Below are 24,077 nucleotides of genomic sequence, written 5' to 3' on the forward strand. Positions count from 1 at the left end.
AGATAAGGCGGCGTTCGAAAGGCAGGCTGGAGAGGCCGGCGCAAGGAGTACAGAGAAAGAAAAACCCGCGCTAGCCCAAACCAGCGCGGGTTTCCCAAATCATAAATTCAAAGCTTGGGAAGCGCTGGTTACTTGACCGCGCCTTCAAACTCGTTCGCCGTGCCGGCTTCCTTGAGGTACTCAAGAGCCTTCTTGGCAGCATTGACCAGCGCGCCGAATGCTTCCGGCTCGTGGATCGCCATGTCGGAAAGAACCTTGCGGTCGACTTCGATGCCAGCCTTGTTCAGGCCGTCGATGAAGCGGCCGTAGGTCAGGCCGAATTCGCGGACAGCAGCGTTGATACGCTGGATCCAGAGCGCACGGAAGTTGCGCTTGTTGACCTTGCGGTCGCGGTAGGCGTACTGCTTCGAACGATCGACGGCAGCCTTGGCGGTACGGATGGTGTTCTTGCGGCGGCCGTAAAAGCCCTTGGCGGCCTTCAGAACCTTCTTATGCTTGGCATGGGCAGCGACGCCCCTTTTTACACGTGCCATATCATGATCTCCTTAAATCTAGCGTTCGCGGACGAGTCTCAGAGACCGTTCGGCAGGTAATTCTTGATAACCTTGCGGCCATCCGGTTCTGCGAGAACCATGGTGCCACGTGCATCGCGAATGAACTTGTTGGTACGCTTGATCATGCCATGGCGCTTGCCGGCAGCGGCAGCCTTGACCTTGCCGGTCGCGGTGATCTTGAACCGCTTCTTGGCAGAGGACTTCGTCTTCATCTTGGGCATTTTGCTACTCCTTCTGTCCTCCCTGCGCGCTTTATCAAAAAAGCCCTCTCGCGAAGTCCGGTTCTCCGGCCGTCGCAACAAGGTGCGGGAGCGTTTGTTGTTGATCTGCGGCTTCGGCGACGAACCGTTCCGCAAGCATTCGAAACTGCCACGGCATGCCCTGCCGGTCAGTTCGGACGCGCGCTTATAACCGCAGCGTCCTGAAAGTGCAACGGGGCGGCGGAGGAATCTTCGCCGTCCGAAAATACAAGGCGGGAAACACATGAGCCCAAAGCACAAAAGCCGCCCTTGCGGACGGCCTTGGGGCGAAAAAGTGCCTGGCGCTTACTTCGGCGCCAGCACCATCATCATCTGGCGGCCTTCGAGCTTGGGTTCGGCTTCGACCTTGGCGAACTCGGTCGTATCGGCCTTGACCTGCTGCAGAAGCTTCATGCCGAGTTCCTGGTGGGCCATTTCACGGCCGCGGAACTTCAGCGTCACCTTGACCTTGTCGCCTTCGTCGAAGAAGCGACCCATCGCCTTCATCTTCACCTCATAATCATGGGTGTCGATGTTCGGGCGCATCTTGATTTCTTTGACTTCGACGATCTTCTGCTTCTTGCGCGCTTCGGCGGCCTTCTTCTGGTTGGCATATTTCAGCTTGCCCAGATCGAGGATCTTGCACACAGGCGGTTCGACATTGGGGGAAATTTCGACGAGATCGAGGCCGGCTTCTTCCGCCATTCTCAAGGCCTGGTCGGTAGGCACGATGCCCATATTCTCGCCGTCAGCCCCGATCAGCTGAACTTTGGGAATGCGGATTTCACGGTTCGAGCGCGGTCCGTCCTTCACGGGCGCGTCGGTTTTAAAAGGTCTGCGAATGGTCGTATTCTCCTCGCGTTGTTTTCGGAACGTTGCAGCCTCGCGCTCCCAATCAGGGTGCACAAACGTGTCGCGTCATCGCTGCAACGGAGTCAATATCATCCTTTAACGGAAAAATCACCCGCTGTCAGCCTGCCAAGAATCTGTTTTATAGGCCAAAATAATAGGAGTTTCGCCGATGTTCGAACAGATGCCCAATGCCCAGCCGCAGTTCCTGACGGTCGGCGAAGGCGAGGCGGCGCGTGAGATCGCCATCCTCGTCCGCCCGGCGCAGGCCGGCAACGACGCACCGGCGCTCGTCTGGTTATCCGGCTATCGCTCCGACATGAGCGGCACCAAGGCCGTGGAACTCGATGGGCTGGCGGCGGAACTTGGGCTCGCCTGCATCCGCCTCGACTATTCCGGCCACGGGCTTTCCGGCGGCAGCTTCGGCGACGGCACCATCTCGCGCTGGCTGGAGGAGGCGCTGGCCGTCATCCGCCATGTCGCGCCCGACCGGGTGATCCTCGTCGGCTCCTCGATGGGCGGCTGGATCGCGCTCAGGCTGGCGCAGGAACTTGCGCGGCAGGGCGGCCCGAAGCTAGAAGGGCCAAAGCTCGCAGGAATGGTGCTCATCGCACCCGCACCGGATTTTACCTCCGAGTTGATCGAGCCGAACCTCAAGGCCAAGGAGCGCAAATCGCTTGCCGAGCGCGGCTATTTCGAAGAGCGTTCGCAATATAGCCCTGAACCCAACATCTATACCCGGGCGCTGATCGAGGATGGCCGGCAAAACCGGGTGCTCGACGGCATCATCGAAACGGGCTGCCCCGTGCATATCCTCCAGGGCATGAAAGACGCCGACGTGCCGCATGCGCATGCGATGAAACTCGTCGAGCATCTTCCCGCCGACGACGTGGTGCTGACCTTCATCCGCGACGGCGACCACCGCCTTTCCCGCCCCGGCGATATCGCGCTTCTCATCAGCGCCGTCAAAGGCATCATCCGTTCATCGACAGATATAACGATGCCCGCCTGAAGAGTACCGACCCAGAATACGTCCCCAGGCTTGTTGCATTTTAACCATGTCGGCGAGTCGCAAGGTCCTACCAAGAAGTAACGATTGACTCTTCTCGACCCTCTCCATTAACACTTTGTTAATAAATAAGGGGCGATGCGAGGAAAGAGCGGGCGTGCGGATCAAGGGTATTTTTGTGGCCATGATGGCCATGTTTGCGATGGCGACGGCCGCCATACCGGCCCCCAGCAGAAATGCTTCCATGGTGACAGGCAATGCCACCTCACAGCCGATCGGCCACTATGATTTCTGTCAGATCCACCGCAGTGAGTGCGGTGCAAACCGCAATTCCGGCCCGGTTGTCATGACCGCCGCAAAGTGGTCGATGGTGCGTGCGGTCAACGCCACGGTCAACCGCACGATCACGCCGATGACCGACAAGGAAATCTACGGCAAGGACGAGGTCTGGGCCTATCCGACCACCGCCGGCGACTGCGAGGATTTCGCGCTGTTGAAGCGCCGCATGCTGATCCAGCGCGGCTTTTCGGCTGCCGATCTGCTGATGACCGTCGTGCGCAAGCCGGATGGCGAAGGCCATGCCGTGCTGACGCTGCGCACCGCCGAGGGCGATTTCGTGCTCGACAACCTCGCCTCCGAGGTCAAGCCGTGGTTCGGCACGCCCTACTCCTTCGTCAAGCGCCAGTCGAGCTACAATTCCGGCCGCTGGGTCACCATCGAGAACGGCCGCGACGTTCTGGTCGGCGCGCTGCGGTAAGGGTTACGACGGGGAATGTGGGAAAAGGCCGGCGATTTGCCGGCCTTTTCGTTTGGGAGTTGGCGTCACCTCTCCTCCCTTCAAGCGACGAGGGGAGCGAATGCACTGAGCGCAGGCGAAGGGCAAGAATGCCGGCACACCCATCTCATCCTGAGGTGCCCCGAAGGGGCGTCGAAGGACGGGGCTAACCACCGGCCTCGGCAAGTGCGGAAACCTCTGCGGCATTCGGCCAGCCGCCCTCGTCCTTCGAGGACCTTTGCCGGGTGCCTCAGGATGAGGGCTGATCGTAGTGTGTGGGTCTGAGATGAGGCTTCGGTGTGCCGCGCCGTCTCCCGGCCCTTCGCTTTGGGCTCAGGGCGTTCGTCGCTGCAATCGATTCGCTGGATCGATTGCTCGGCTTCGCCGACCGCTCCTCACCCATTCCCAATCAATATCCCGGCGCCGAGCACCAGACCGCCGCCCAACACCACCTGGAAGGCGGCGCGCAGGAACGGGGTTTCCATGTAGCGGTTCTGGATGAAGGCGATGGCCCAGAGTTCGAAGAAGACGATGACGGCGGCGGTGATCGTTGCCGTCCAGAAATGCGGGATCAGATAGGGCAGCGCGTGGCCGAGACCGCCGAGCGCCGTCATGATGCCGCAGGCAAGGCCGCGCTTGACCGGCGAACCCCGGCCGGAGATCTTGCCGTCGTCATGGGCGGCTTCGGTGAAGCCCATCGAGATGCCGGCGCCGACGGAGGCCGACAGGCCGACGAGGAAGGTCTGCCAGGTATCCTGCGTGGCGAAGGCGGCGGCGAAGATCGGCGCCAGCGTCGAGACCGAGCCGTCCATCAGCCCGGCAAGGCCCGGCTGCACATAGGTCAGCACGAATTGCCGATGCACCGCCTCGTTCTCGTCGCGCTTGACATCCTCGGGCGTGTGTTTGTCGCCCAGCATGCGGGCGATGTCCTCATGCCCCTGTTCGGCAAGGGCGAGATCGCCGAGAAGTTCGCGCGTCGAGGCGTCCGAGGTGCGTTTTGCCGCCTCGACATAGAAACGGTAGGCCTGCTCCTCCATGGCTTCGGTCTCCTGCCGCATCGCGTCCAGCGACAGGTTTGCCCGGAGCCAGTCGGGCTTGCGCTCGTAAAAGCCTTGCACATGCTCGCGCCGGATCAGCGGAATGCGCTCGCCGAAACGCTGGCGATGGATTTCGAGCAGCGACTTGCGATGCGTGTCCTCGACCTCGGCCATATCCTCAAAGACTTTGGCAGAGGCCGGAAATTCGCGGCGCAGCCTGTCGGCATAGGCGAGATAGATGCGGGCATCGTCCTCCTCGGAGGCGATCGCCAAAGCGAGGATCTCCTGCTCGGACAGCGACTCAAACGATCGTTTCGAGGATCTGAAAAACCGCGCCAGCATGATCTTCTCCAAATTTTAGAATTATTCTAAATCTAAAGACGCAGGCGTTGGCGGTCAAGGGCATCGGGGCGATTCAAAGTGCTACAGCGTCCTTTGCGCGTCTCGAAAAGACGCGCGGCGCTGCAGGCGGCTGACAGATTGCCGCAAGCGGCCACGGACGACTTTGGCTCGTGGCGATAAACACCTATATGAGGGCTGCCGCATCACGCGGCGCCGGGGTTTTGGAATGGACAATGACATTCAGGGCCGCCCTGCCCATGTCGCGGCGATCCGCGAAAGGGCGGAGGCCGAAATGCGGGACATGGGCGTCGACGCGGCCTTCATCGACAGGCTGGTCGAGACCTTTTACGCCCGTGTGCTGGCGCATCCCGATCTCGGCCCGGTGTTCGACGCCAGGCTTTCCGGCCGCTGGCCGGAGCATATGGCGAAGATGAAAAGCTTCTGGTCGGCGGTCGCCTTCCGCAGCGGCGCCTATGGCGGCAAGCCGGTGCAGGCGCATACCGGTGTCCAGAAGTTGACGCCGGATCTCTTTCCCAAATGGCTGTCGCTGTTTGCCGCAACGCTCGACGATGTCGCTCCCTCGCCGGAGGCCAAGGCCTGGTTCATGGCGACGGCGGAACGGATCGCCAGGAGCCTGACGCTGTCGCTGTTCTACAATCCGGCGCTCGACGATCCGATGAAAAAGACGAGCTGATCTTTTATTGCCTTGCAGAAAATGTGGCGCCGGCGCTTGCGGCGACGACCAAGGCCGTTCCGGCCATCTGCAGAAGCGTCATCGGCTGGGCCAGGATGACGAAACCCGCGAGTGCGGCGATCGCCGGCTCGAGGCTCATGAGAATACCGAAGGAGGTTGTCGGCATCCGCCGCAAGGCGATCAGCTCCAGGGTGTAGGGCAGCAGCGGCACCAGAATGGCAAGGCCCGCCATTTCAATCAGGCCGTAGGCATCGAGCGCCGGCACGGCACCGGCAAAGCCGAAGGGTGTCGCGACCAGTGCGGCAACCATCAGCGACATGGAAAGCCCTTCCAGCCCCTTGAAGCTCGCACCGATCTTTTTCGTCAGGACGATATAGATCGCCCAACCGGTTCCCGCGCCGAGCGCAAAGACAATACCCTCGATATTGCCGACCCAGCCTTCGCCGTCATGCGCAAGAGCCAGAACGCCAAGCCCGGCAAGCAAGGGCCAGATCAGACGCCGGCCGAGGCCGTAGCCGATGGTCGCCACGGACAGCGGACCGAGAAAATCGATCGCCACGGCGAGACCGAGCGGAATGCGCTCGATCGCCGCGAAGAAACTCATGGTCATCAGCGCCGTCGTCGTGCCGAGAACCAGAGCGCTCGTCCATTGCGCCCTGGTGTAGCTGACGATGCGCGGCCGCACGAAGATGGCGAGAATGGTGGCCGCAAAGGCAAGCCGCAGCCAGGAGGCGCCGGCCGGTCCATATGTGGCGATGGCCGAGGAGGACAATGCCGCGCCGAACTGGATCGACGACATGGACATGAGGCACATCAGCGCGCCGGCCGCCACGCCGCCCGAAGACGACGCCATACCTGGCTGCGCGATCACGGCTGCACCATCCGTCCCGGTCTCGATAGTCTTGATGTCCATGTGGCCCCCGATCCTGGCGCGGTTCTAAGCCGAAGAGGGCGGAGAACCAAATTCAAACTTTTCATGCCGGGATCAAGAGCGCTGATGCTGGGAAATGCCAGGGATCGGCCGGCGGCAGGGGATCGAGTTCACGCCTTGGCCAGGCGATCGCCGATGCAATATCAGAGACGGCCGGCAAGGATGACCTCTTCGGCATCTTCGAAGCTCATCTCGAAGACCTTCCTGCCGATGTCGAAGCTGAAGCCATTGCGGGCAAAAGCCGAAAGCTCCTTGGCCTTCCGCTTGTCGTCAAGTTCGACCCGGCGGAAAGGGCCGAAGGCGCGCTTGCGGGCGAATATCGCTGCAGCATAGAGATCGTCAGCCTCGCCGAGCGCCGCCTCGACCTTGTCGCTGGAGACGCCCTTGGCTGTCAGCTTCTGGGCGATAGCACGCTTCGATTTGCCGCCGCGCACGGCAGAACGCGCGCTGATCTCGGCATAGGCGCTATCGTCGAGCACCTTGTTGTCATAGGCAAATTTGACGGCGAAATCGGCAACGGCCTTGAGTTGTGCCACGCTGATATCTTCGAATTTCTCCTTCGCCTTGCGGGTAATCGCGTCAAAGAGCTGCTTTTCCGTCATCATCCGCCGCTCGAGCCGATAGATGGCGGAGTTGCGCGCCCAGCTCAGCATGCGGGGCGTCGGAATGTCGGATGGAACGATCTCGTCGGTTATCGGCAGCAATCAGGCTTCCAGCCCCTTGAGGACATTGGCGACATTGAGCCCGATTTCCGGTACCCCGTAGCCGCCTTCCATGCAGGCCAGCACCGGCAAGCCGGCGGAAGCGATCATCGTGCCCATGCGGGTGAAGTCTTCCGATTTCAGCTGGAAGAAGGAAATCGGATCGCGCTCGAAGGTATCGACGCCAAGCGCCACGACGATTGCCTCGGCGCCGAAGTCTTTGATCCGGGCGAGCGCATCGGCAAGCGCCGACGACCAGACGTCCCAGGGCGTATGGGGCGGCATCGGATAGTTGCGGTTGGCGCCGGCGCCCTCTCCTTCGCCCTCCTCGTCGGCATGGCCGAGGAAATAGGGAAAGGCGTGCATGGGATCGCCATGCAGCGAGGCGGTGAAGACATCGCCTCTGTGATAGAAGAGATCCTGCGTCCCGTTGCCGTGATGGAAGTCGACATCGAGCACGGCGACCTTGGCCGCACCGCGGTCGAGCAACCGCTGTGCGGCGACACCCGAATTGTTGATGAAGCAGTAGCCGCCGAAGAGATCGATGCCGGCATGGTGGCCGGGCGGGCGGCAGAGCGAAAAGGCGAAACGATTGCCCGCAGCCAGCCAGTCGGCACCCGTCACCGCGCAGCGCATCGAGGCGATCGCCGCCGCGTAGGAGCCCTTGGTGATCGAGGTATCGGCGGCATTGGCATAATGGCCGATCGCGCCGACGATATTGTCGGGCAGGCGCTGGCTGGTGCGGCGGACCGGGAAGGAATTGGCGATCGCCTCACCGGTGAAGCCGGCGGCCACCCAGCGATCCCAGACGGTGGCGAGAAAATCCAGATAGGCGGGATCATGCACCTTTCGCGCCGTTTCCAGCCCGTGCGCATCGGGCGCCACCACGTCGGCAAAACCCGCCTCCTTGACCGCCGCCAGGATCCATTCGGCCCGGAACGGCGCCTCGAAGGGCGTCACCAGTTGGCCGGCGTGGAGCTCTGTTTTGGCATCGCGCAGCTTGTGATCTTCGGAATAGATGACGCGCATTTCAGATTCGTCCTCGATTGAAGGTCAGACTTACATGGATCTGCCGCGACAAAAAAGCCGGTGCGGCGCCCTTGATCGCCAAGCAGGATGACTGCACCTTCGCGATGTTTTGAGACCGAAGGAAATTTCCGCATGAAAGTGCTGATGGTCGATGTCGACGGCGTGCTCATTCATGGTCGGCCAGTGGACGGCCTGCCGCTCTTCACGTTTCTGGAACGCGATCTTGGACTTAACCTCGGACTGCTGCAGCGGGAGTTCTTCCAGACGCACTGGGGCGAAATCATCGTCGGCCGCGAGGCGTTGGAGCCGAGGCTCACCCAGGTGCTGGCAAAAATCGCCCCTCATCTCAGCGCTGCGACGCTGATCGATTACTGGTTCGAGAACGATTCCCGCCTCGACCCCAATCTCTTGGAAGAGCTCGCCGCCCTCAGGCAAAGCGGTGTCACCCTCTTTTTGGCGACCAACCAGGAGCATCGGCGGGCGCGCTATCTGATGGATCAGGTCGGCCTTGGCGCGCATTTCGACGACATCCTCTATTCCGCAGCACTCGGGCACCGCAAACCTTCGCCGGATTTTTTCCGGCTGGCAACCGAGCGGGCCGGCGTGCTGCCCGGCGAAATCGGCTTCATCGACGATATGGCGGAAAATGTCGAAGCGGCGCGGCAGTTCGGCTGGAATGCCGCGCGTTGGACGGCGGGCGCCACACTTGGCAGCGCGCTGCCTTTTTTCGCCAGACTGGCATGAGCGAGGCCGGGGCAATCAGCCGAGCCGCTTGTAGAACAGGGTGGTATCGCAGAAGCCGCCTTGCGGCCACAGCGCATAATCCGGGATGATACCGACACGCTGCCAGCCCAGGCGCGGATAGATCGCTTCGGCATCGCTGCCGGTTGCCGTGTCGAGCACCAGCAGGGTCTTGCCGCATCTCATCGCCTCGCGTTCGGCCGCCTCCATCAGCAGCCGGGCGAGGCCGCGCCCGCGGGCAGAGCGATGCACCAGCAGTTTCTTCAGATCGCCGCGATGCGGCTGGTTCGGCATCTGCGCGGCACCTACCTGCACCGTGCCGACGATCCGGCCCTCCAGTTCGGCGACCAGCAGCAGGTTGCCACCTGTCGCAATGGCATCGGCGACTTCAAGCCAATATCGCTCGGCATCTTCCGGCCCATAGGGCTGCATGAAGCCGACGGAGGCGCCGCCCGCGACGCAATCGGCCAGCACCTCTGCAAGAGCCGGAATGGCGGCGCGCGCCTCTTCGGCGGAAAGGGTGTGAATGTCCGGCATGTTGTTCTCCTGAAATGAAGCTGTCATCGGCCGCCGCGATCGAGCACGACGCAATAGCGCGCCGGCGCGTTGCCGGGATTGTGGAAGACATGGCCCTCGCCGACCGGCATGAAGAGGCAATCGCCCGGGCGCAGCCGGTAAACGGTCTCGCCCACCGTCATCTCCAGCTCGCCGTCGAACAGCCAGATATGCTGCGTCATGCCGTGGGAGGCTGCATGCGGGGGGAAGCTGACGCGGGCGCCGGCGGGGAATTCGACCTCGACGATATCGACATCGGAGGTGGTGCCGGGCGCCGAGACCGAGCGCCTGAGATAACCGGTTTCCGGATCGCGCCAGACCTGCTGCTCCTGCCGACGGGCAAGCGGCGAGGCCTGCTCTGTCTCCTCCGCGAAGAAGGCCGACAGCGACAGGCCGAGGGCTGCGCAGATCCTTGCCAGCAGCGAGGCGGTCGGGCTCGCCTCCGCCCGCTCGATGCGCGAGATCATCGCCCGGCTGACGCCGGAGGCTACGGCAAGATCATCCAGCGTCAGCCCTTTTTGGAGCCGCAGCGTGCGGATGCGAATGCCGATCGCCTGTTCGAGCTGCTGTTCCATCTGTCATTCTTGATTCCACTATAAGAGAAATACATTATCCGATGATGGAATCAACCACCTTTTGAGTTGACGGACCAGCCTTGCTTTCGCCGCCGTGGCGTCGATATATGACAGCGCAAATCGAGGATGGGAGACAATGATGGATGCCAGCACGCAGAGCACGGAACAGACGGGAAGCTTCACCGCTGCCGCCTGGGACAGGATCGCTCCCATCATGGCTGAAATCGAGGCTTTGCCGCTGCTGCAGCGCCTTTCGGACGGCACGCTGCCGCCCGAGGTTTTCCGGCACTATATCCTGCAGGACGCGCTCTACCTGAAGCATTATGCGCGATGCCTCGCCATCGTCGCGGCCAAGGCGCCCGACAATGCGCAAGTGCTGCGCTTCCTCGGTTCGGCGCAGAAGGCGATCACCGTCGAGCAGGGCCTGCATGCCGGCTTCCTCACCCAGTTCGGCATCACCTCGGCGGATGTCAACGCAGCCGAGCCTTCGCCTGCCGGCTTTGCCTATACGAACTTCCTGCTCGCCACCGCCTATCACAGCTCCTATGCGGTGGCGCTATCGGCCATCCTCCCCTGCTTCTGGATCTACTGGCACGTCGGCGAAGCGATCAAGAACCGGCCTGCTATCGAGGGCAATGCCTTCCAGGCCTGGATCAACACCTACGGCGATCCGCAATTTGCCGCCGGCGCCCGCGAAGTGATCACGCTGACCGACATCGCCGCCCGCGCCGCCTCGCCGACGGAGCGCGCCGAGATGATGAATGTTTTCGTGCGCGCCTCCCAATATGAATGGATGTTCTGGGATTCGGCCTGGCGGCTGGAGACGTGGCCGGTCTGATACGGGCCGACCGGCCCGCAAAATAGCGTAAACAGCGGGATAATTACCGCTTTGCGGCAGGGGGCGGCGCTGCTATATGGCGCGCATGAGCACCAATTCCACCACTCCGCTGTCCCATATCCGCAACTTTTCGATCGTGGCCCATATCGACCACGGCAAATCGACGCTGGCCGACCGGCTGATCCAGACGACGGGCGGCCTTGCCGAGCGCGAAATGTCCGAGCAGGTGCTCGACAATATGGATATCGAGCGCGAGCGCGGCATCACCATCAAGGCCCAGACCGTGCGCCTGCATTACCAGGCGAACAACGGCGAGAAATACATTCTCAACCTGATCGACACGCCCGGCCACGTCGACTTCGCCTATGAAGTCTCCCGGTCGCTGTCGGCCTGCGAAGGCTCGCTGCTCGTCGTCGACGCCTCGCAGGGCGTGGAAGCGCAGACGCTCGCCAACGTCTATCAGGCGATCGACAACAACCACGAGATCGTCACCGTCCTCAACAAAATCGACCTGCCGGCCGCCGAACCCGACCGCATCAAGGAACAGATCGAGGAAGTGATCGGCATCGACGCCTCCGAAGCTGTTCTGATTTCGGCCAAGACCGGACTCGGCATTCCCGATGTGCTGGAAGCGATCGTCCACAAGCTGCCGGCGCCGAAGAGCCCCGGCGGCGACAAGGCGCCGCTGAAGGCGCTGCTGGTCGACAGCTGGTACGACACCTATCTCGGCGTCATGGTTCTGGTGCGCGTCATCGACGGCGTGCTGACCAAGGGCCAGACGATCCGCATGATGGGCACGGATGCGAAATACCAGGTGGAGCGCGTCGGCGTGCTGACGCCGAAGATGGTCAATGTCGACAGCCTCGGCCCCGGCGAGATCGGCTTCATCACCGCCTCGATCAAGGAAGTGGCCGATACCCGCGTCGGCGACACGATCACCGAGGACAAGCGGCCGACGGCCCAGGCGCTGCCGGGCTTCAAGCCGGCGCAGCCGGTGGTGTTCTGCGGCCTCTTCCCGGTCGATGCCGCCGATTTCGAAGATCTGCGCGCCGCCATGGGCAAGCTTCGCCTCAACGACGCCTCCTTCTCCTTCGAAATGGAATCATCAGCCGCCCTCGGCTTCGGCTTCCGCTGTGGCTTCCTCGGCCTGCTGCATCTCGAAATCATCCAGGAACGGCTGGAGCGCGAGTTCGATCTCGACCTCATCGCCACCGCACCCTCGGTCGTCTACAAGATGTACATGACCGACGGCACGGAGCGCGAGCTGCACAATCCGGCCGACATGCCCGATGTCGTCAAGATCTCCGAAATCCACGAGCCGTGGATTCGCGCGACGATCCTGACGCCCGACGATTATCTCGGCGGCATCCTGAAGCTCTGCCAGGACCGGCGCGGCATCCAGATCGAACTCACCTATGTCGGCACGCGCGCGATGCTGACCTACGACCTGCCGCTCAACGAAGTCGTGTTCGATTTCTACGACCGGCTGAAGTCGATCTCGAAGGGCTATGCCTCTTTCGACTACACGCTCACCGACCACCGCGAGGGCAACCTCGTGAAGATGTCGATCCTCGTCAATGGCGAGCCGGTCGACGCGTTGTCGATGATGGTGCACCGGACGGCCGCCGAAAAGCGCGGCCGCGACATGTGCGAAAAGCTCAAGGAGCTGATCCCGAAGCATATGTTCAAGATCCCGATCCAGGCGGCGATCGGCGGCAACGTCATCGCCCGCGAGACGATCTCGGCGCTGCGCAAGGACGTGACCGCGAAATGCTACGGCGGCGACGCCACCCGCAAGCGCAAGCTGCTCGACAAGCAGAAGGCCGGCAAGAAGCGCATGCGCCAGTTCGGCAAGGTCGAGATTCCGCAGGAAGCGTTTATTGCGGCGCTGAAGATGGGCGACGAGTAAGGTTCCGCGGAGCTTTTTTTGAGGAGGAGGCATAAGCGCCTCCTCTTTTTTTTGCGCAATTTGGTACAAAACAAGATCAAAAATATGGTTAACGAATCATTGCCAAGAAGATTCGGATTCCATATAATTGGCCAATGTCGAAGAAACGCTTAAGCTTAGATGGTTAACGGACGCACATCGGAGACGGACCTGATCAATCCAGCAATTGCATTAATTGCCAGGTATGGCGACGAAGAGAATGGTCTGGAAATTGCTGTGTTGGCTAAGAAGCTCCGAGAGATCATTCGACCAACAGCTGCTGATTTAATGCCTCTCAAAGGCAGAAGTGATGACAGACTGAGTCAAGTGATACGCAATCTAGTCAGCCATAGAGCATTGGAAAAAAGAGGGCTTGCCACCTACCGCAAAGGGGAAGCTCTCACTAGGGGAAGCTACGTGCTCACCGACCTTGGAAAAGCATCTGTAAAAGAGTCGTGGGCGCGCAGGCTGAGGTGAAGGAAAGAATGATATGAGTGCAATTTTCAGAAGAGACCTAGCCGGCCACACCAATGAGCACCGTCGCGGTCGGCAGTAACAAAAAGGGCCACAAGACATCCCGAGTACCAGTCGGCATGAAATGTGACCCGTGGTGTCAGCGGACAAGCCCGAATCCGTTGGACGGATGAACTGGGAATGCCGATCTCTGAACCTTTGACCAATTCAGAATCGCATTTCCCGGTCTCCGTTTCAAGAGGGCAACGTATTGAAACGAAAGGATCGTTCACTGAAGGATAACGAGAGGCCGAGCTATGTGCTCACCTTCGATGATGTAATCGAAATTTGGCTCCGTAGGTAGAATGGTGAATTTCAAAACGGGATAACCGCGAGCTATGACGTCAATCCCGGTCGAGCGGCATGTCGCTTTCAAGATTACAAGTACTATACTAGCGCAGGTGCGCTGGCATTTGCTGCGGAGATTCCGCGATGAAAGATGAAAGCCGAGCAACTGGAAAGCCTGGATCGGCTGCTGGCGTAAATACCCATTCCAAGCTCGAAGAGAGCGGCAAAGCCCAGCCTCTCGATCAAAAAACAAGTGATGATGAAACGCTGCCTCGCGAAGAACGCGAAAGGCTTTGGCGAATTGAAAACGCCGAGGCGATCGCAGAGCAAAATGAGTATGTCGCGAAGCATGGTTTGCCATTTGCGAAATACAGGCAGGTTTGATTCATCCCCTGCCCATATATTCCTTCACCAGCCCCTGATAGGCGTCCATCTCCGGCAGCGCGGCGTAGCTATGCACCGCACCGGTCTCGGCGAAGGACAGCTTCTCGCTCGTCCATGTTTCGATGAAGGGGGTGAACCAGCTGGGATCATCCAGCATGGTTGCGCGCAGATTGACGAACCAGTCCATGCCTTCCGGCCGGGTGAACATCCAGCTCATGCAATGCGGGCAGAAATAATGCTTGGTGACGCCGTGCAGGCCGCCGATGACCGGCTCACCTTTGGTGACCTCGAAGCCTTCGCTGGGGATCGCGGCACTCAGCGAATAAGCACTCGCGGTCATCCTCTGGCACCCCGTGCAATGGCAGGCCATGGTCAGCAGCGGCGCAGCGCTGATCTTCAGCCGCACCCGGCCGCAACGGCAGCCACCTTGCATGGGTAAGTTCAGCTCGCTCATGATTTTCCTCCCGTTTTGCCTTCTCATCTAGCGGAATGATCGCCACTGTCGAGGTGGCGGGATAGCGCCGCGCTTATCGGATGCGGGCCGGATTGCCGACCACGGTTGCGCCGGCCGGCACGTCCTTCGTCACCACCGCGCCGGCGCCGACGATGGCGCCCTGCCCGATCGTGACACCGCCGCGGATGATGGCGCTGCCGCCAACCCAGACGTCGTTGCCGATAACGACCGGCCGGGCGGTCTCGATGCCCTGGCTGCGAAGGGCTGCATCCTTGTGATGCTCGGCGCAATAGATCTGCACGCCGGGGCCGAACATGCTGCGGTCGCCGATGGTCACCCGGCCGGAATCGAGAATGGTGCAACCGGCATTGAAATAGACGCGGTCGCCGAGAACGATATTAATGCCGTAGGAGCAGTGAAACGGCGCCTCAATGAAGACATTGGCCGCCGCCTGGGCAAAGAGCGCCCTCAGAGCCGGCGCCATCGCGCCGCGCTCGTCCGGCGGCAGCGTGTTGTGCGCATGGACGGCCCGGCGCGCCTGCCGGCGCAAGAGGTCGAGCTCGTCATCGAGGCAGCAATACCATTCGCCCGCGGCCATCTTCTCGCGTTCGCTTGCCGGCATCGCTTGGCCTCTCACGCCGAGGCCTGCGACAGTATCACGATCTCTTGCCGTTCGATCAGGCTGACCCATGCCCGCGCGATGGCAAGACCGGCGGCATTGGCAGCATCGCCATGCCTGGCCGCCAGCTCGGCGTGGTTTTCCAGCCAGCCGGGGGCGATGCGCGTGATCGTTTCGGGGAAATCGGTCTTCCACTCCTCGACGACACCTGTGTCGGCCTCGAAATGAAACTGGGTGCCGTAGACGGCGCGGCCGATGCGGAAGGCCTGGTTCTCGGCCACGGGGCTCGTGGCGAGACGGACGGCGCCCTCCGGCAGGGTAAAGGTATCGGCATGCCATTCGAAGATGGTGAATTCGCCGCCGAGCGCCGACAGCAGCGGATCTATCCTGCCCTCGGTGGTGACGCCGATCCTGTGCCAGCCGAACTCGCGGGCGGCGCCCAGCAGATTGTCGGCGCCATAGGCGCGGGCAAGGATCTGGCTGCCGAGGCAGATGCCGAGCACGGCCTTGCCGGCATCGCCGAAACGGCGCGCAAGCCGGGCGAGATCCGGCAGGTAGGGATGCGCCTCGTCATCCAGCGCGCTCTGCTCGCCGCCGAGGACGACGAGCGCGTCATGGTCCGACATATTTTGCGGCAGGATGCCGTCTTGCCACACGCGAAACCACTCGATCTCAGCTCCCGCCTCGTCGAGCGCCCTGGCAAGCGCGCCGAGACCGGTATTGCGCATATTTTCGACGACGGCGACTCGCATAGGCTTTTCCCGACTGATGACGACAGGAGGAGACCATGCCGGACCGCGGCGCGCAAGACGCTTGTGCGGGGCCGATTGCGTGGGTCTGCAACAGGGCTTAAACCAGTCAGAACGAAAGGAAATCGCCATGACCGAAAAAGCCCGCGTCACGATCCTCTACTGCACCCAGTGCAACTGGCTGCTGCGCGCTGCCTGGATGGCGCAGGAGCTGCTGCACACCTTTTCCGACAGTCTCGGCGAAGTGGCGCTGATCCCCGGCACCGGCGGCAATTTCGAGATCCGCGTCAACGGCGATCTCATCTGGGAGCGCAAACGCGACGGAGGCTTTCCCGGGCCGAAGGAGCTGAAACAAAAGGTTCGCGATATCGTCGAGCCCGGCCGCGATCTCGGCCATGTCGACCGCGCCTCGCTCGAAAGCTGACCGCAGCGGTCTCAGCGATAGGGCGAGCGGCAGACCCTGTAGACGCCTTCATAGGTGAGGAAGTGATCCGTCCTCGGATTGTAGGAGCGGTATTCGTTGGTGCACCAGGCGATATGCTTGTTCGGATCCTGCGGCTGCACGCGGCGCACCGGCGGCGGATCATAGGTCAGCTGCGGCCGTCCGGCCGCCCCTGGCTGATAATAGGTCGGCCCCGTCGCACCGCGCGGCCGGTAGTTCGGCTGGATATAGGCGGGGCGATGCCATTGCTGTGGCCCGAAACCGAAGCAGCCGCGAAAATCGCAAAGCCTCGATCCGGTGTTGAGCGGCCCGACCCCCGGCTTGCCCAGCTTCAGCGAATCGGCAGCCGCCATGGCGGGCGCGAGACCGGCCAAAAGACCGGCGAGCAGAAGGGCGCGAGAGACGGGCATGACGCATTCCTTTCGATATTTCCTCTATATAGGGCGTGCCGACCGGAGCGCTATGCCTGGCCTTCGGCCGCTCCCGCGCAGGCGACCGGCTGCTTTTTCGTCAACTGTCAGAAAAACTTCAAAAACCCAGTTGACAGTCAGAAGCCGCCCCCTTACATCGCTCTCCGTCGCCCAGATGGCGGAATTGGTAGACGCGCCAGCTTCAGGTGCTGGTACCCGAAAGGGTGTGGAGGTTCGAGTCCTCTTCTGGGCACCATTCCCGTTTCAGGCCGTCCTAGACGGTCCGGAAACAACCCAAAGAAGCCCGGTTTACCGGGTTTTTTTATTGCCCGATGTCGAAATGACATTCCACTCCATCCAGACGCTTTGTTGATAGCATCGAAGCGGTCCGTCGATGCCGGCATCAAAATGCCACAGCGCCTCAAGCGAACGGGGTCGCCGCCCTTTTCACGCGGCCATATGGGGAGTCGCCGTCCTGCTGTCGGGAATCACGGTTAGAACCCCCAGACCGGCTTCTCTGGCGGCGCTGAGGAGCAATTCCCGGAGTTCGTCCATTCCGATCTGGCCGATGATGGCATCGGCGCAAGCCTTGACCGCGACGACATATTCTTCTCCGTCTTCAAACGGCCAGTCCACCATCAGCACTTCGGCGGCGTCGCGGAGCGTCCTGACGATCCTGCGCTTGTGCCGGCCGCCGAGAAAGAGAACAAGAGGCGCAAAATCCGCCGATGTGTTCCATTGCATGGCACTTTCTCCCCAAAGGTTGGAATATTAGTAACAATGCAAGAAGCATGCCGTCAACCGGCGGGGCGCCTTCCAGAGGTTTCGATCTACTTTCCGGAATCACCGTCAGAGGGCTCACACACGCCGGCTTTGGCTTCACGGCCAGGACATACTATAAGGGGTGAAAAGGCTTCAACTGATTCGAGACTTGATTTTCTCAAGCCTTGGCGGAAATCGTTGACGCCATCTCTTCTACCCACCGAGATCAAGGTGGTTCGTGAAGAGGCCTGGCGATGGGTGTCAGAGCTTTGCACATGTGTGAAACACGCTAAGAGCAACTCCAGAGCCAAGTCTCGATGGCATCATCCACTGCAAATTCAACCCGATTGATGGACTCCGTTTCATCTTATAGCGATCACATCCTATTTAACTGTGACGACGGAACGAGCGTCTCCACTTCGAGCCTGCTTGATTTCAGCGAGCGGTCAGCCTTTCAGGAGACGCGCCGGCGGCTGGTCTTTTGCATGTGTGAGAACGAGCCGGGCGGATTGCTGGGTTATCTCAGCCTGCTCAGGGTCGATGCTGTTCCGCTGATGCTGGGCACGGGTTTGCCGGTGGCGCAGTTTCAGAATCTGATGACGGCCTATCGCCCTGGTTTTGCATGGCTTCCGGAAAAGCGGGTGGGCGAATTCGGCGAGGGCCGTGTGCTGCTCTCCCATATGGGATACAGCCTTGTCGCCGCCGAAAGCGATGAAGCCTATCCGATCGACGATTCGCTTGCACTTCTGCTGAGCACCTCGGGGAGCACCGGAACGCCGAAGTTCGTACGTCTTTCGCACGACAATATCATCGCCAATGCCGAGGCGATCGGGACGTATCTGAGCCTGACCTCCGACGAGCGGCCGATCACGACGCTGCCGCCGAGTTATTCCTATGGGCTATCAATCATCCATAGCCATATCCTGGCGGAAGCCACGATTGCGCTGACCAACAAGACCTTCTTCGACCGGGGCTTTTGGGATTTTCTGAAGTCTTCGAAGGCCACCAGTTTCGGCGGCGTTCCCTATCATTACGAGATGCTGAAGAAGCTGCGCTTTGCCTCCATGGATCTGCCGACTCTGCGGAGCCTGACGCAGGCTGGCGCGCGGATGGAGCCAGAGCTGACGCGGGAGTTTGCCGAGCTTTGCCGGAGCAAGGGCATTCGCTATTTCAGCATGTATGGGCAGACCGAAGCGACCGCGCGGATGTCCTATCTCTCCCCCGACAAGACGATCGAGAAGGCCGGCAGTATCGGCCAGCCGATTCCCGGTGGCGCCTTCTGGCTGGAAGACGAGCACAGGCGAGAGATACACGGCGATGATGCGGCCGGCGAACTCGTCTATCGCGGCGGCAATGTCTCTCTTGGATACGCCGAAGGCTATCAGGATCTCGCGCTTGGCGACGAGCGCGGCGGCGTGCTGCGGACGGGGGATATCGCCAGGCGCGATGCCGATGGCGATTATTATATCGTCGGCCGGCTGAAGCGTTTTCTCAAGATGTTCGGCCATCGCATCAACCTGCAGGATGTCGAGGCGCAATTGCTGGCGGCGGGCCACAGCGTCATCTGCGCCGGGCAAGACGACCGGCTGGAGGTCTATGTCCCTCAAGGCTCGGGCGAGGCCGGCAAGCTCATCAAGACCAAACTCGTTTCGGATTTGAAAATCAGCCCGAAGGCGATCAATGTCTACGCCATCGCCGAGCTACCGCGGAATGATTCCGGCAAAATCCAATACAATCAGCTGAAACTCCTTGCAGGGGATGCCCTCGCATGACCGCATTTGATACCTCTCCCTGGCTCGACCGCGAGCCCTATTCGATGAACGCCGCGGAAAAATCCAGCGCGCTGACGCAGGCGATGCGCGATCTGACCCGGTGGCACCGCGATCATTGCGTGGAATATAGCCGCATTCTCGACCTCGTCACCGATGGCCAAGCGCCGGTGGACGGTCTGGAAGACGTTCCCTTCATTCCGGTCCGGCTGTTCAAGGAGCTGGATCTGATGAGCATCGAGAAGGACCGGGTGTTCAAGACGATGACCTCGTCGGGTACCAGCGGCCAGCAGGTGTCGCGCATCTATCTCGACAAGGAAACGGCAGCACTTCAGAGCAAGATCCTCGCCCGGCTGATGGGCGACGTGCTGGGCAAGAAGCGGCTGCCGATGCTGGTGATCGATTCGCCGAGCGTGCTGCGCAACCGCAACGCCTTCTCGGCGCGAGGTGCCGGCATTCTCGGTTTTTCTTTCTTCGGGCAGGATGTCACCTACGCGCTCGACGACGAGATGAAGCTCGATATCCCTGCCATCGAGGCCTGCCTCGAACGGCATCCGGACCAGCCGATCTTCCTGTTCGGCTTCACCTTCATGATCTGGCAGCATTTCTACGCGCCGCTCAAGGCGATGGGCAAACGCCTGCCGATCGACAACGGCATTCTGCTGCATGGCGGCGGCTGGAAGAAGCTGCAAGACCAGGCTGTTGGCAACCCCGAATTCCGGGCGGCGATGGCCGAATGCGCCGGTATTAACCGCGTCGTAAATTATTACGGCATGGTCGAACAGACCGGCTCTATCTTCATGGAATGCGAAGAGGGCCATCTCCATGCGCCGATCTATGCCGATGTCATTATTCGCGATCCCACGAATTTCCGGGCGCTCGAAGCCGGAAAGACCGGGCTGATCGAGGTCATGTCGCTCATCCCGCGCAGCTATCCGGGACATGCGCTTCTGACCGAGGATATCGGCCGGATCGAAGGCGAAGACGATTGCCCCTGCGGGCGGCATGGCAAATATTTCTCGGTGGCCGGACGCGTCTCCAAGGCCGAAGTCAGAGGCTGCAGCGATACCTATGAAGCAAATTCCTGAACTGCCCGTCACACTTAGCGTCGGCGGCCCGCTGAACACGCTGGAATGCAGGCCACTGCCGCCTTACTCCGCGCAGGCGGTGGAGTTTCTGACGGCGCTTTCGAAGGCGCTGCTGGCACTGCCGGCCGCACGCCAGTATCCTGACATCGCCGCCTTCGGCTATTGGTGCCGGTCCGCGAACCTCGCCAAGTTGTCGCGCGACTTCGGCACGGAATATCCGCGCCTCGGCCGCGGCCTCGTGCTGCACATTGCGCCCGCCAACGTGCCGGTCAATTTCGCCTTTTCCTTCGCTTTCGGGCTGCTGGCCGGCAATGGCAACATCGTGCGCATTCCGGAACGGGACTTTCCGCAAGTCGAGGTCATCTGCGACGAGATCGCCAGGCTTTTCGCCCTGCCTGCACATAGCCGGCTGGCGGCGATGAACCGGCTCGTGAAATATCCGCGCGACGACGAGATCACCGGTGCGCTTTCGGTTCACTGCCAGGCGCGGATGCTGTGGGGCGGCGATGCGACCGTCGCGCATTTGCGCAAACTGCCCGCCCATCCCCGCAGCGTCGACATCGCCTTTGCCGACCGCTATTCCTTTTGCCTGATGCAGGCCGAAGCGGTGCTTGGCGCCGATGAGCAAGCGATCGTGGAGCTCGCCAGAGGTTTCTTCAACGACGTGTTTCTTCTCGACCAGAATGCTTGCTCCTCTCCGCATCTGGTGATGTGGCAGGGCAATGAGGAACAGGCGAAGCGAGCACAGGACCGCTTCTGGCCGGAGATGGCAGCGCATCTCGAGCAGCGTTATGAGATCGCGCCGATCCATGCCGTCGACAAATTCGTCAATCTTTGCCGGACGGCGAATACGCTGCCGCAGGCAAGTGGCAGCACGCGGCACGACAATCTGATCTATCGCGTCAGCCTGAATGCGTTGCCCGCCGATATCGAACGGCACCGCGGCCAGTATGGTTTCTTCTACGAATACGCGACGGAGAATCTTAGCTGTCTCGCCGAGATCGTCGGCGAACGGTATCAGACACTGACCTGCTTCGGCATCGACCGTGATTCGCTGGTGCAGTTCATCATCGACGAGGGACTGACGGGTATCGACCGCGTCGTGCCGGTCGGCAAGGCGCTCGACATGGGCGCCATCTGGGACGGCTACAATCTCGTGCAGGAGCTTTCGCGGATCGTCAGTACAGCCTAGCGCAAGGACGGCGCGGCATTGTCGGTGTTCATGTTCAGATGCAGATGCTGCGATTTGGACGTTTTGAGATACGAGTGAGGACATCAGACAATGAGCAACCGCGAGAAATACCAGACCGCTTTCACCGAGACCTTCATGCTTGACGCCAAGGACCTGACGAACCTGCGCTACCAGGAAGCCGCGGCCTGGGACAGCGTCGGCCACATGGCGCTGATGGCCGCGCTCGAAGAGGCGTTCGGTATCGAAATGGACATCGACGACATCATCGAATTCTCTAGTTTCGAAAGAGGGCAAGAGATTCTCGCCAAATACGATGTGAGCATCGAGCAGGCCGCATGAGCGACGCAACGAACGCCATGGCTTTCGATATCAATGGCATCATCAGCCATCAGAGAAATCGATATCCCGTTTTGCTGATCGATCGCGTCACCGCGGTCGATCCCGGCAAGAGCGCCTCCGCGGTGAAGTGCTTTACCTATAATGAATGGTTTTTCCCCGGCCATTTCGACGACGAGCCGAATGTGCCGGGTTTCATTCAGATCGAATCATTGACGCAGACCTTCATCATGACCTTCCTCTGCATAGAGGAATATAAGGGCATGAAGACCAATTTCGTCTCGCTCAACAATGTGAAGTTCAAGCGCAAGGTCGTTCCGGGCGACGTGCTGAAGATCGACGCCGTGCTCAACTCGTTCAAGCGCGGCATCGCCATCGGCTCAGTCCAGAGCAGCGTCAACGGCGAAGCCGCCTGCAGCGGCGATTTCATCGTGGCCGTTCCCGCCATCCTGGACCGCTTCAAGCCGAAAACCTCTTGAGATAGACGAGAGCCATGAGAGTTGCCGACTACATAATGCAGCGTCTCGCTGAGACCGGGATCGGACATGTCTTCCTGGTCACCGGACGCGGCGCGCTGTTCCTGACCGATGCTCTGGCAAAACATACCGAGCTGAAGGCGATATCCGTCCATCATGAACAGTCGGCTTCCTTCGCGGCCGCAGCCTATGCCCACCAGACCGGCGGGTTCGGCGCGTGCCTCGTCTCCACCGGCTGCGCCTCGACCAACACGATAACAGGCGTGCTGTCGGCCTGGCAGGACGGCATTCCCTGCATCTTCATCTCCGGCCAGAACACGCTGAAGGAAACCAGTCGCTATACCGGCATTCCACTGCGCACCTATGGCCAGCAGGAAGCCGATATCATCTCGATCGTGCAGCCGATCACCAAATATGCCAGGATGATCACGGCAGCCGAAGAGATCGTCGAAGCCATGGACATGGCGCTGACGCTCGCGAATTCCGGCCGCAAAGGTCCCGTCTGGATCGACGTGCCGCTCGATCTGCAGAGCGCCCAGATTGATCCCGAAACGATCGCGCGGCCGGAAGCGGCGCCGGTGCTGCCGACGGCAGGACAGGAAGATATTGCCAGCGTCATCGAAGCGCTGTCGGCGGCAAAACGTCCGGTCGTGCTGATCGGCAGCGGCCTGCGCTCCAGCGGCGCCGAGGCGGCCTTCCGGCAGTTCGTCGAGCGCTGGAACATTCCGGTGACCTTCGCCGCCTCCGCTCCCGACGTCTATGGCAGCGCCAATCCCTTGTCGATCGGTTCGGTCGGTTCAATGGGATGTTCGCGCGCCGGCAATTTCGCGCTGCAGAATGCCGATCTGTTGCTGGTTCTCGGCTGCCGCCTGACATCGCTGACGACAGGGCCGGATTTCTGCAAATTCGCCCGGGCGGCGAAAACCATTATCGTCGATATCGACAAGGTCGAGCACAGCAAGGAAATGGTCAGGATCGACCAGTTCATCCATGCCGAACTCGCCGACTTCCTCGAACGGATCAATGCGGCCGACAGCAAGCCGGCAGCGGCCGAGTGGATGGCCAAGTGCCAGCACTGGAAGGTGATCTTCTCCGGTGTCGAGCCTGCCTTCCGCCATGCGGAGAAGGTCGATCTCTACGAATTGGCCGAGTGCCTGACCGAGCTGATGCCGCCGTCGTCGACGCTGGTGACCGATTCGGGATTGAATGAGGTCATCCTACCGACAAACATCAGGTTCTCCGACGGCATGACCGCGGTGCATCCAGCCATGCAAGGCGCAATGGGCTTTGCCCTGCCTGCATCGATCGGCGCCTATCATGCCAAACCGCAGCCGGTTATCGCCGTCATCGGCGACGGCTCGATCATGATGAACCTGCAGGAGCTGGAGACGATCCGCTACCACAACCTGCCGATCAAGATCATCGTCATCAACAACAACGTCTATTCCATCATCCGCAGGCGACAGCAGGAGCTGTTCAGAAAGCGCGTCATCGGCACCGACCCCGCCAATGGCGTCAGTGCGCCCGATTTCTCGAAGGTCGCAGACTGCTTCGGTCTGGATTATATCAGGATCGAGAGCCCGGACCAGTTGCGCAGCGGCGTCGCCGATCTCTTAAGCCGCGAGCGGCCGGTGCTGTGCGAAATCATGGGCCGCGAGGATCAGGAATATATCGAGCTGGGGCAGACACGCAGCGAGATCGACCGGCGTTTCGTGCGCCGTCCGCTGGAGGATCAGGCCCCGTTCCTCGACCGCGATCTTTTCCGTTCGGAAATGATCATCGAGCCCATCGACCAATAG

Annotated in this window: 29 protein-coding genes and 1 tRNA gene; 16 read left to right on the forward strand and 14 right to left on the reverse strand. The window is 61.0% G+C overall.

The genetic code is table 11. The features are described 5' to 3' along the window. Positions 1 to 128 precede the first annotated feature (128 nt). The 3 genes from rplT to infC form a co-directional block, all read right to left on the reverse strand. Complete coding sequence (rplT, locus tag CO667_RS03705) at positions 129 to 533, reverse strand: 50S ribosomal protein L20 (RefSeq protein WP_010067047.1); 405 nt, start codon at positions 531 to 533, stop codon at positions 129 to 131. 38 nt (positions 534 to 571) lie between these two features. Further along, positions 572 to 775, reverse strand: coding sequence for a 50S ribosomal protein L35 (gene rpmI, locus CO667_RS03710; RefSeq protein WP_003570998.1), 204 nt, complete (start codon positions 773 to 775; stop codon positions 572 to 574). 324 nt (positions 776 to 1,099) lie between these two features. Then, positions 1,100 to 1,636, reverse strand: coding sequence for a translation initiation factor IF-3 (infC, locus tag CO667_RS03715; protein ID WP_097617304.1), 537 nt, complete (start codon positions 1,634 to 1,636; stop codon positions 1,100 to 1,102). Between the two features lie 178 nt (positions 1,637 to 1,814). Between infC and CO667_RS03720 the strand changes: the two genes are divergently transcribed. Next, complete coding sequence (locus CO667_RS03720; protein WP_097617116.1) at positions 1,815 to 2,654, forward strand: alpha/beta hydrolase; 840 nt, start codon at positions 1,815 to 1,817, stop codon at positions 2,652 to 2,654. Positions 2,655 to 2,808: 154 nt separating this feature from the next. Next, positions 2,809 to 3,408, forward strand: coding sequence for a transglutaminase-like cysteine peptidase (locus CO667_RS03725; RefSeq protein ID WP_097617117.1), 600 nt, complete (start codon positions 2,809 to 2,811; stop codon positions 3,406 to 3,408). Positions 3,409 to 3,821: 413 nt separating this feature from the next. Here CO667_RS03725 and mbfA read toward each other — a convergent pair whose 3' ends face one another. Then, a complete protein-coding gene (gene mbfA, locus CO667_RS03730) occupies positions 3,822 to 4,805 on the reverse strand; it encodes an iron exporter MbfA (protein ID WP_097617118.1) in 984 nt (327 codons plus the stop codon). Positions 4,806 to 5,031: 226 nt separating this feature from the next. Here mbfA and CO667_RS03735 point away from each other — a divergent pair, with 226 nt between their 5' ends. Next, the gene (locus CO667_RS03735; RefSeq protein WP_097617119.1) at positions 5,032 to 5,499 is read left to right on the forward strand and encodes a truncated hemoglobin; all 468 of its coding nucleotides are present in this window, start codon (positions 5,032 to 5,034) and stop codon (positions 5,497 to 5,499) included. A gap of 4 nt (positions 5,500 to 5,503) precedes the next feature. Here CO667_RS03735 and CO667_RS03740 read toward each other — a convergent pair whose 3' ends face one another. The 3 genes from CO667_RS03740 to CO667_RS03750 all read right to left on the reverse strand — a co-directional run bounded on the left by CO667_RS03740 (position 5,504) and on the right by CO667_RS03750 (position 8,160). Continuing rightward, the gene (locus CO667_RS03740; protein ID WP_179874048.1) at positions 5,504 to 6,412 is read right to left on the reverse strand and encodes an EamA family transporter; all 909 of its coding nucleotides are present in this window, start codon (positions 6,410 to 6,412) and stop codon (positions 5,504 to 5,506) included. Between the two features lie 161 nt (positions 6,413 to 6,573). Further along, the gene (gene recX / locus CO667_RS03745) at positions 6,574 to 7,125 is read right to left on the reverse strand and encodes a recombination regulator RecX (protein ID WP_097617306.1); all 552 of its coding nucleotides are present in this window, start codon (positions 7,123 to 7,125) and stop codon (positions 6,574 to 6,576) included. 9 nt (positions 7,126 to 7,134) lie between these two features. Beyond that, positions 7,135 to 8,160: a histone deacetylase family protein gene (locus tag CO667_RS03750; RefSeq protein WP_097617120.1), complete on the reverse strand. Its 1,026-nt coding sequence runs from the start codon at positions 8,158 to 8,160 to the stop codon at positions 7,135 to 7,137. A gap of 132 nt (positions 8,161 to 8,292) precedes the next feature. On the opposite strand from CO667_RS03750, the gene CO667_RS03755 reads away from it, so the two are divergent. Further along, a complete protein-coding gene (locus tag CO667_RS03755; protein ID WP_097617121.1) occupies positions 8,293 to 8,904 on the forward strand; it encodes an HAD-IA family hydrolase in 612 nt (203 codons plus the stop codon). A 15-nt stretch (positions 8,905 to 8,919) separates the two neighbouring features. On the opposite strand, the gene CO667_RS03760 is transcribed toward CO667_RS03755, so the two are convergent. Together CO667_RS03760 and CO667_RS03765 are read right to left on the reverse strand one after the other, a co-directional pair. Beyond that, complete coding sequence (locus tag CO667_RS03760; protein WP_097617122.1) at positions 8,920 to 9,438, reverse strand: GNAT family N-acetyltransferase; 519 nt, start codon at positions 9,436 to 9,438, stop codon at positions 8,920 to 8,922. Positions 9,439 to 9,461: 23 nt separating this feature from the next. Next, entirely contained in the window at positions 9,462 to 10,031 is a 570-nt protein-coding gene (locus CO667_RS03765; RefSeq protein ID WP_097617123.1) for an XRE family transcriptional regulator, read from the reverse strand. Positions 10,032 to 10,170: 139 nt separating this feature from the next. Here CO667_RS03765 and tenA point away from each other — a divergent pair, with 139 nt between their 5' ends. The 4 genes from tenA (at position 10,171) to CO667_RS03780 (ending at position 13,981) form a co-directional block, all read left to right on the forward strand. Continuing rightward, entirely contained in the window at positions 10,171 to 10,869 is a 699-nt protein-coding gene (gene tenA / locus CO667_RS03770) for a thiaminase II (RefSeq protein WP_097617124.1), read from the forward strand. Positions 10,870 to 10,945: 76 nt separating this feature from the next. Further along, positions 10,946 to 12,778, forward strand: a complete 1,833-nt coding sequence (gene lepA / locus CO667_RS03775) for a translation elongation factor 4 (RefSeq protein WP_097617125.1) — start codon at positions 10,946 to 10,948, stop codon at positions 12,776 to 12,778. Positions 12,779 to 12,937: 159 nt separating this feature from the next. Then, complete coding sequence (locus tag CO667_RS34660; RefSeq protein WP_143540691.1) at positions 12,938 to 13,273, forward strand: hypothetical protein; 336 nt, start codon at positions 12,938 to 12,940, stop codon at positions 13,271 to 13,273. Between the two features lie 468 nt (positions 13,274 to 13,741). Next, positions 13,742 to 13,981, forward strand: coding sequence for a type II toxin-antitoxin system CcdA family antitoxin (locus CO667_RS03780; RefSeq protein WP_097617126.1), 240 nt, complete (start codon positions 13,742 to 13,744; stop codon positions 13,979 to 13,981). A 1-nt stretch (position 13,982) separates the two neighbouring features. Here the strand turns inward: CO667_RS03780 and CO667_RS03785 are convergent, their stop codons facing one another. From CO667_RS03785 to CO667_RS03795, 3 genes are all read right to left on the reverse strand, one after another. Next, entirely contained in the window at positions 13,983 to 14,435 is a 453-nt protein-coding gene (locus CO667_RS03785) for a GFA family protein (protein ID WP_097617127.1), read from the reverse strand. Positions 14,436 to 14,508: 73 nt separating this feature from the next. Beyond that, positions 14,509 to 15,057, reverse strand: a complete 549-nt coding sequence (locus CO667_RS03790) for a sugar O-acetyltransferase (RefSeq protein WP_097617128.1) — start codon at positions 15,055 to 15,057, stop codon at positions 14,509 to 14,511. Between the two features lie 11 nt (positions 15,058 to 15,068). Continuing rightward, positions 15,069 to 15,806 carry a type 1 glutamine amidotransferase gene (locus tag CO667_RS03795; RefSeq protein WP_097617129.1) on the reverse strand — a complete coding sequence of 246 codons (738 nt, stop codon included), beginning with the start codon at positions 15,804 to 15,806 and terminating at the stop codon, positions 15,069 to 15,071. A gap of 127 nt (positions 15,807 to 15,933) precedes the next feature. Here CO667_RS03795 and CO667_RS03800 point away from each other — a divergent pair, with 127 nt between their 5' ends. Beyond that, positions 15,934 to 16,227, forward strand: coding sequence for a SelT/SelW/SelH family protein (locus CO667_RS03800; protein ID WP_097617130.1), 294 nt, complete (start codon positions 15,934 to 15,936; stop codon positions 16,225 to 16,227). 11 nt (positions 16,228 to 16,238) lie between these two features. Here the strand turns inward: CO667_RS03800 and CO667_RS03805 are convergent, their stop codons facing one another. Continuing rightward, positions 16,239 to 16,655, reverse strand: coding sequence for a BA14K family protein (locus CO667_RS03805; RefSeq protein ID WP_097617131.1), 417 nt, complete (start codon positions 16,653 to 16,655; stop codon positions 16,239 to 16,241). A 169-nt stretch (positions 16,656 to 16,824) separates the two neighbouring features. Between CO667_RS03805 and CO667_RS03810 the strand changes: the two genes are divergently transcribed. Further along, positions 16,825 to 16,911 (forward strand) — tRNA-Leu (locus CO667_RS03810). A 191-nt stretch (positions 16,912 to 17,102) separates the two neighbouring features. Here CO667_RS03810 and CO667_RS03815 read toward each other — a convergent pair. Then, on the reverse strand, positions 17,103 to 17,399 hold the full coding sequence (locus tag CO667_RS03815) for a DUF982 domain-containing protein (protein WP_097617132.1): 297 nt from the start codon (positions 17,397 to 17,399) through the stop codon (positions 17,103 to 17,105). Between the two features lie 503 nt (positions 17,400 to 17,902). On the opposite strand from CO667_RS03815, the gene CO667_RS03820 reads away from it, so the two are divergent. The 6 genes from CO667_RS03820 to CO667_RS03845 all read left to right on the forward strand — a co-directional run bounded on the left by CO667_RS03820 (position 17,903) and on the right by CO667_RS03845 (position 24,077). Continuing rightward, positions 17,903 to 19,189, forward strand: coding sequence for an AMP-binding protein (locus CO667_RS03820; protein ID WP_179874049.1), 1,287 nt, complete (start codon positions 17,903 to 17,905; stop codon positions 19,187 to 19,189). Further along, positions 19,186 to 20,274, forward strand: coding sequence for an acyl-protein synthetase (locus tag CO667_RS03825; RefSeq protein ID WP_097617134.1), 1,089 nt, complete (start codon positions 19,186 to 19,188; stop codon positions 20,272 to 20,274). The genes CO667_RS03820 and CO667_RS03825 overlap by 4 nt, the downstream gene beginning before the upstream one ends. After that, positions 20,258 to 21,466 (forward strand): acyl-CoA reductase, encoded by a 1,209-nt coding sequence (locus CO667_RS03830; RefSeq protein ID WP_179874050.1) that lies wholly within the window; start codon positions 20,258 to 20,260, stop codon positions 21,464 to 21,466. Before CO667_RS03825 ends, CO667_RS03830 begins: the two co-directional genes overlap by 17 nt. 90 nt (positions 21,467 to 21,556) lie before the next feature. Continuing rightward, positions 21,557 to 21,805 (forward strand): acyl carrier protein, encoded by a 249-nt coding sequence (locus CO667_RS03835; protein WP_097617135.1) that lies wholly within the window; start codon positions 21,557 to 21,559, stop codon positions 21,803 to 21,805. Continuing rightward, a complete protein-coding gene (gene fabZ / locus CO667_RS03840) occupies positions 21,802 to 22,281 on the forward strand; it encodes a 3-hydroxyacyl-ACP dehydratase FabZ (RefSeq protein WP_097617136.1) in 480 nt (159 codons plus the stop codon). Before CO667_RS03835 ends, fabZ begins: the two co-directional genes overlap by 4 nt. A 14-nt stretch (positions 22,282 to 22,295) precedes the next feature. Further along, positions 22,296 to 24,077 carry a thiamine pyrophosphate-binding protein gene (locus CO667_RS03845; RefSeq protein WP_097617137.1) on the forward strand — a complete coding sequence of 594 codons (1,782 nt, stop codon included), beginning with the start codon at positions 22,296 to 22,298 and terminating at the stop codon, positions 24,075 to 24,077.

Origin of the sequence: Rhizobium sp. L43, assembly GCF_002531725.1 — a bacterium.
Classification (GTDB): domain Bacteria; phylum Pseudomonadota; class Alphaproteobacteria; order Rhizobiales; family Rhizobiaceae; genus Rhizobium.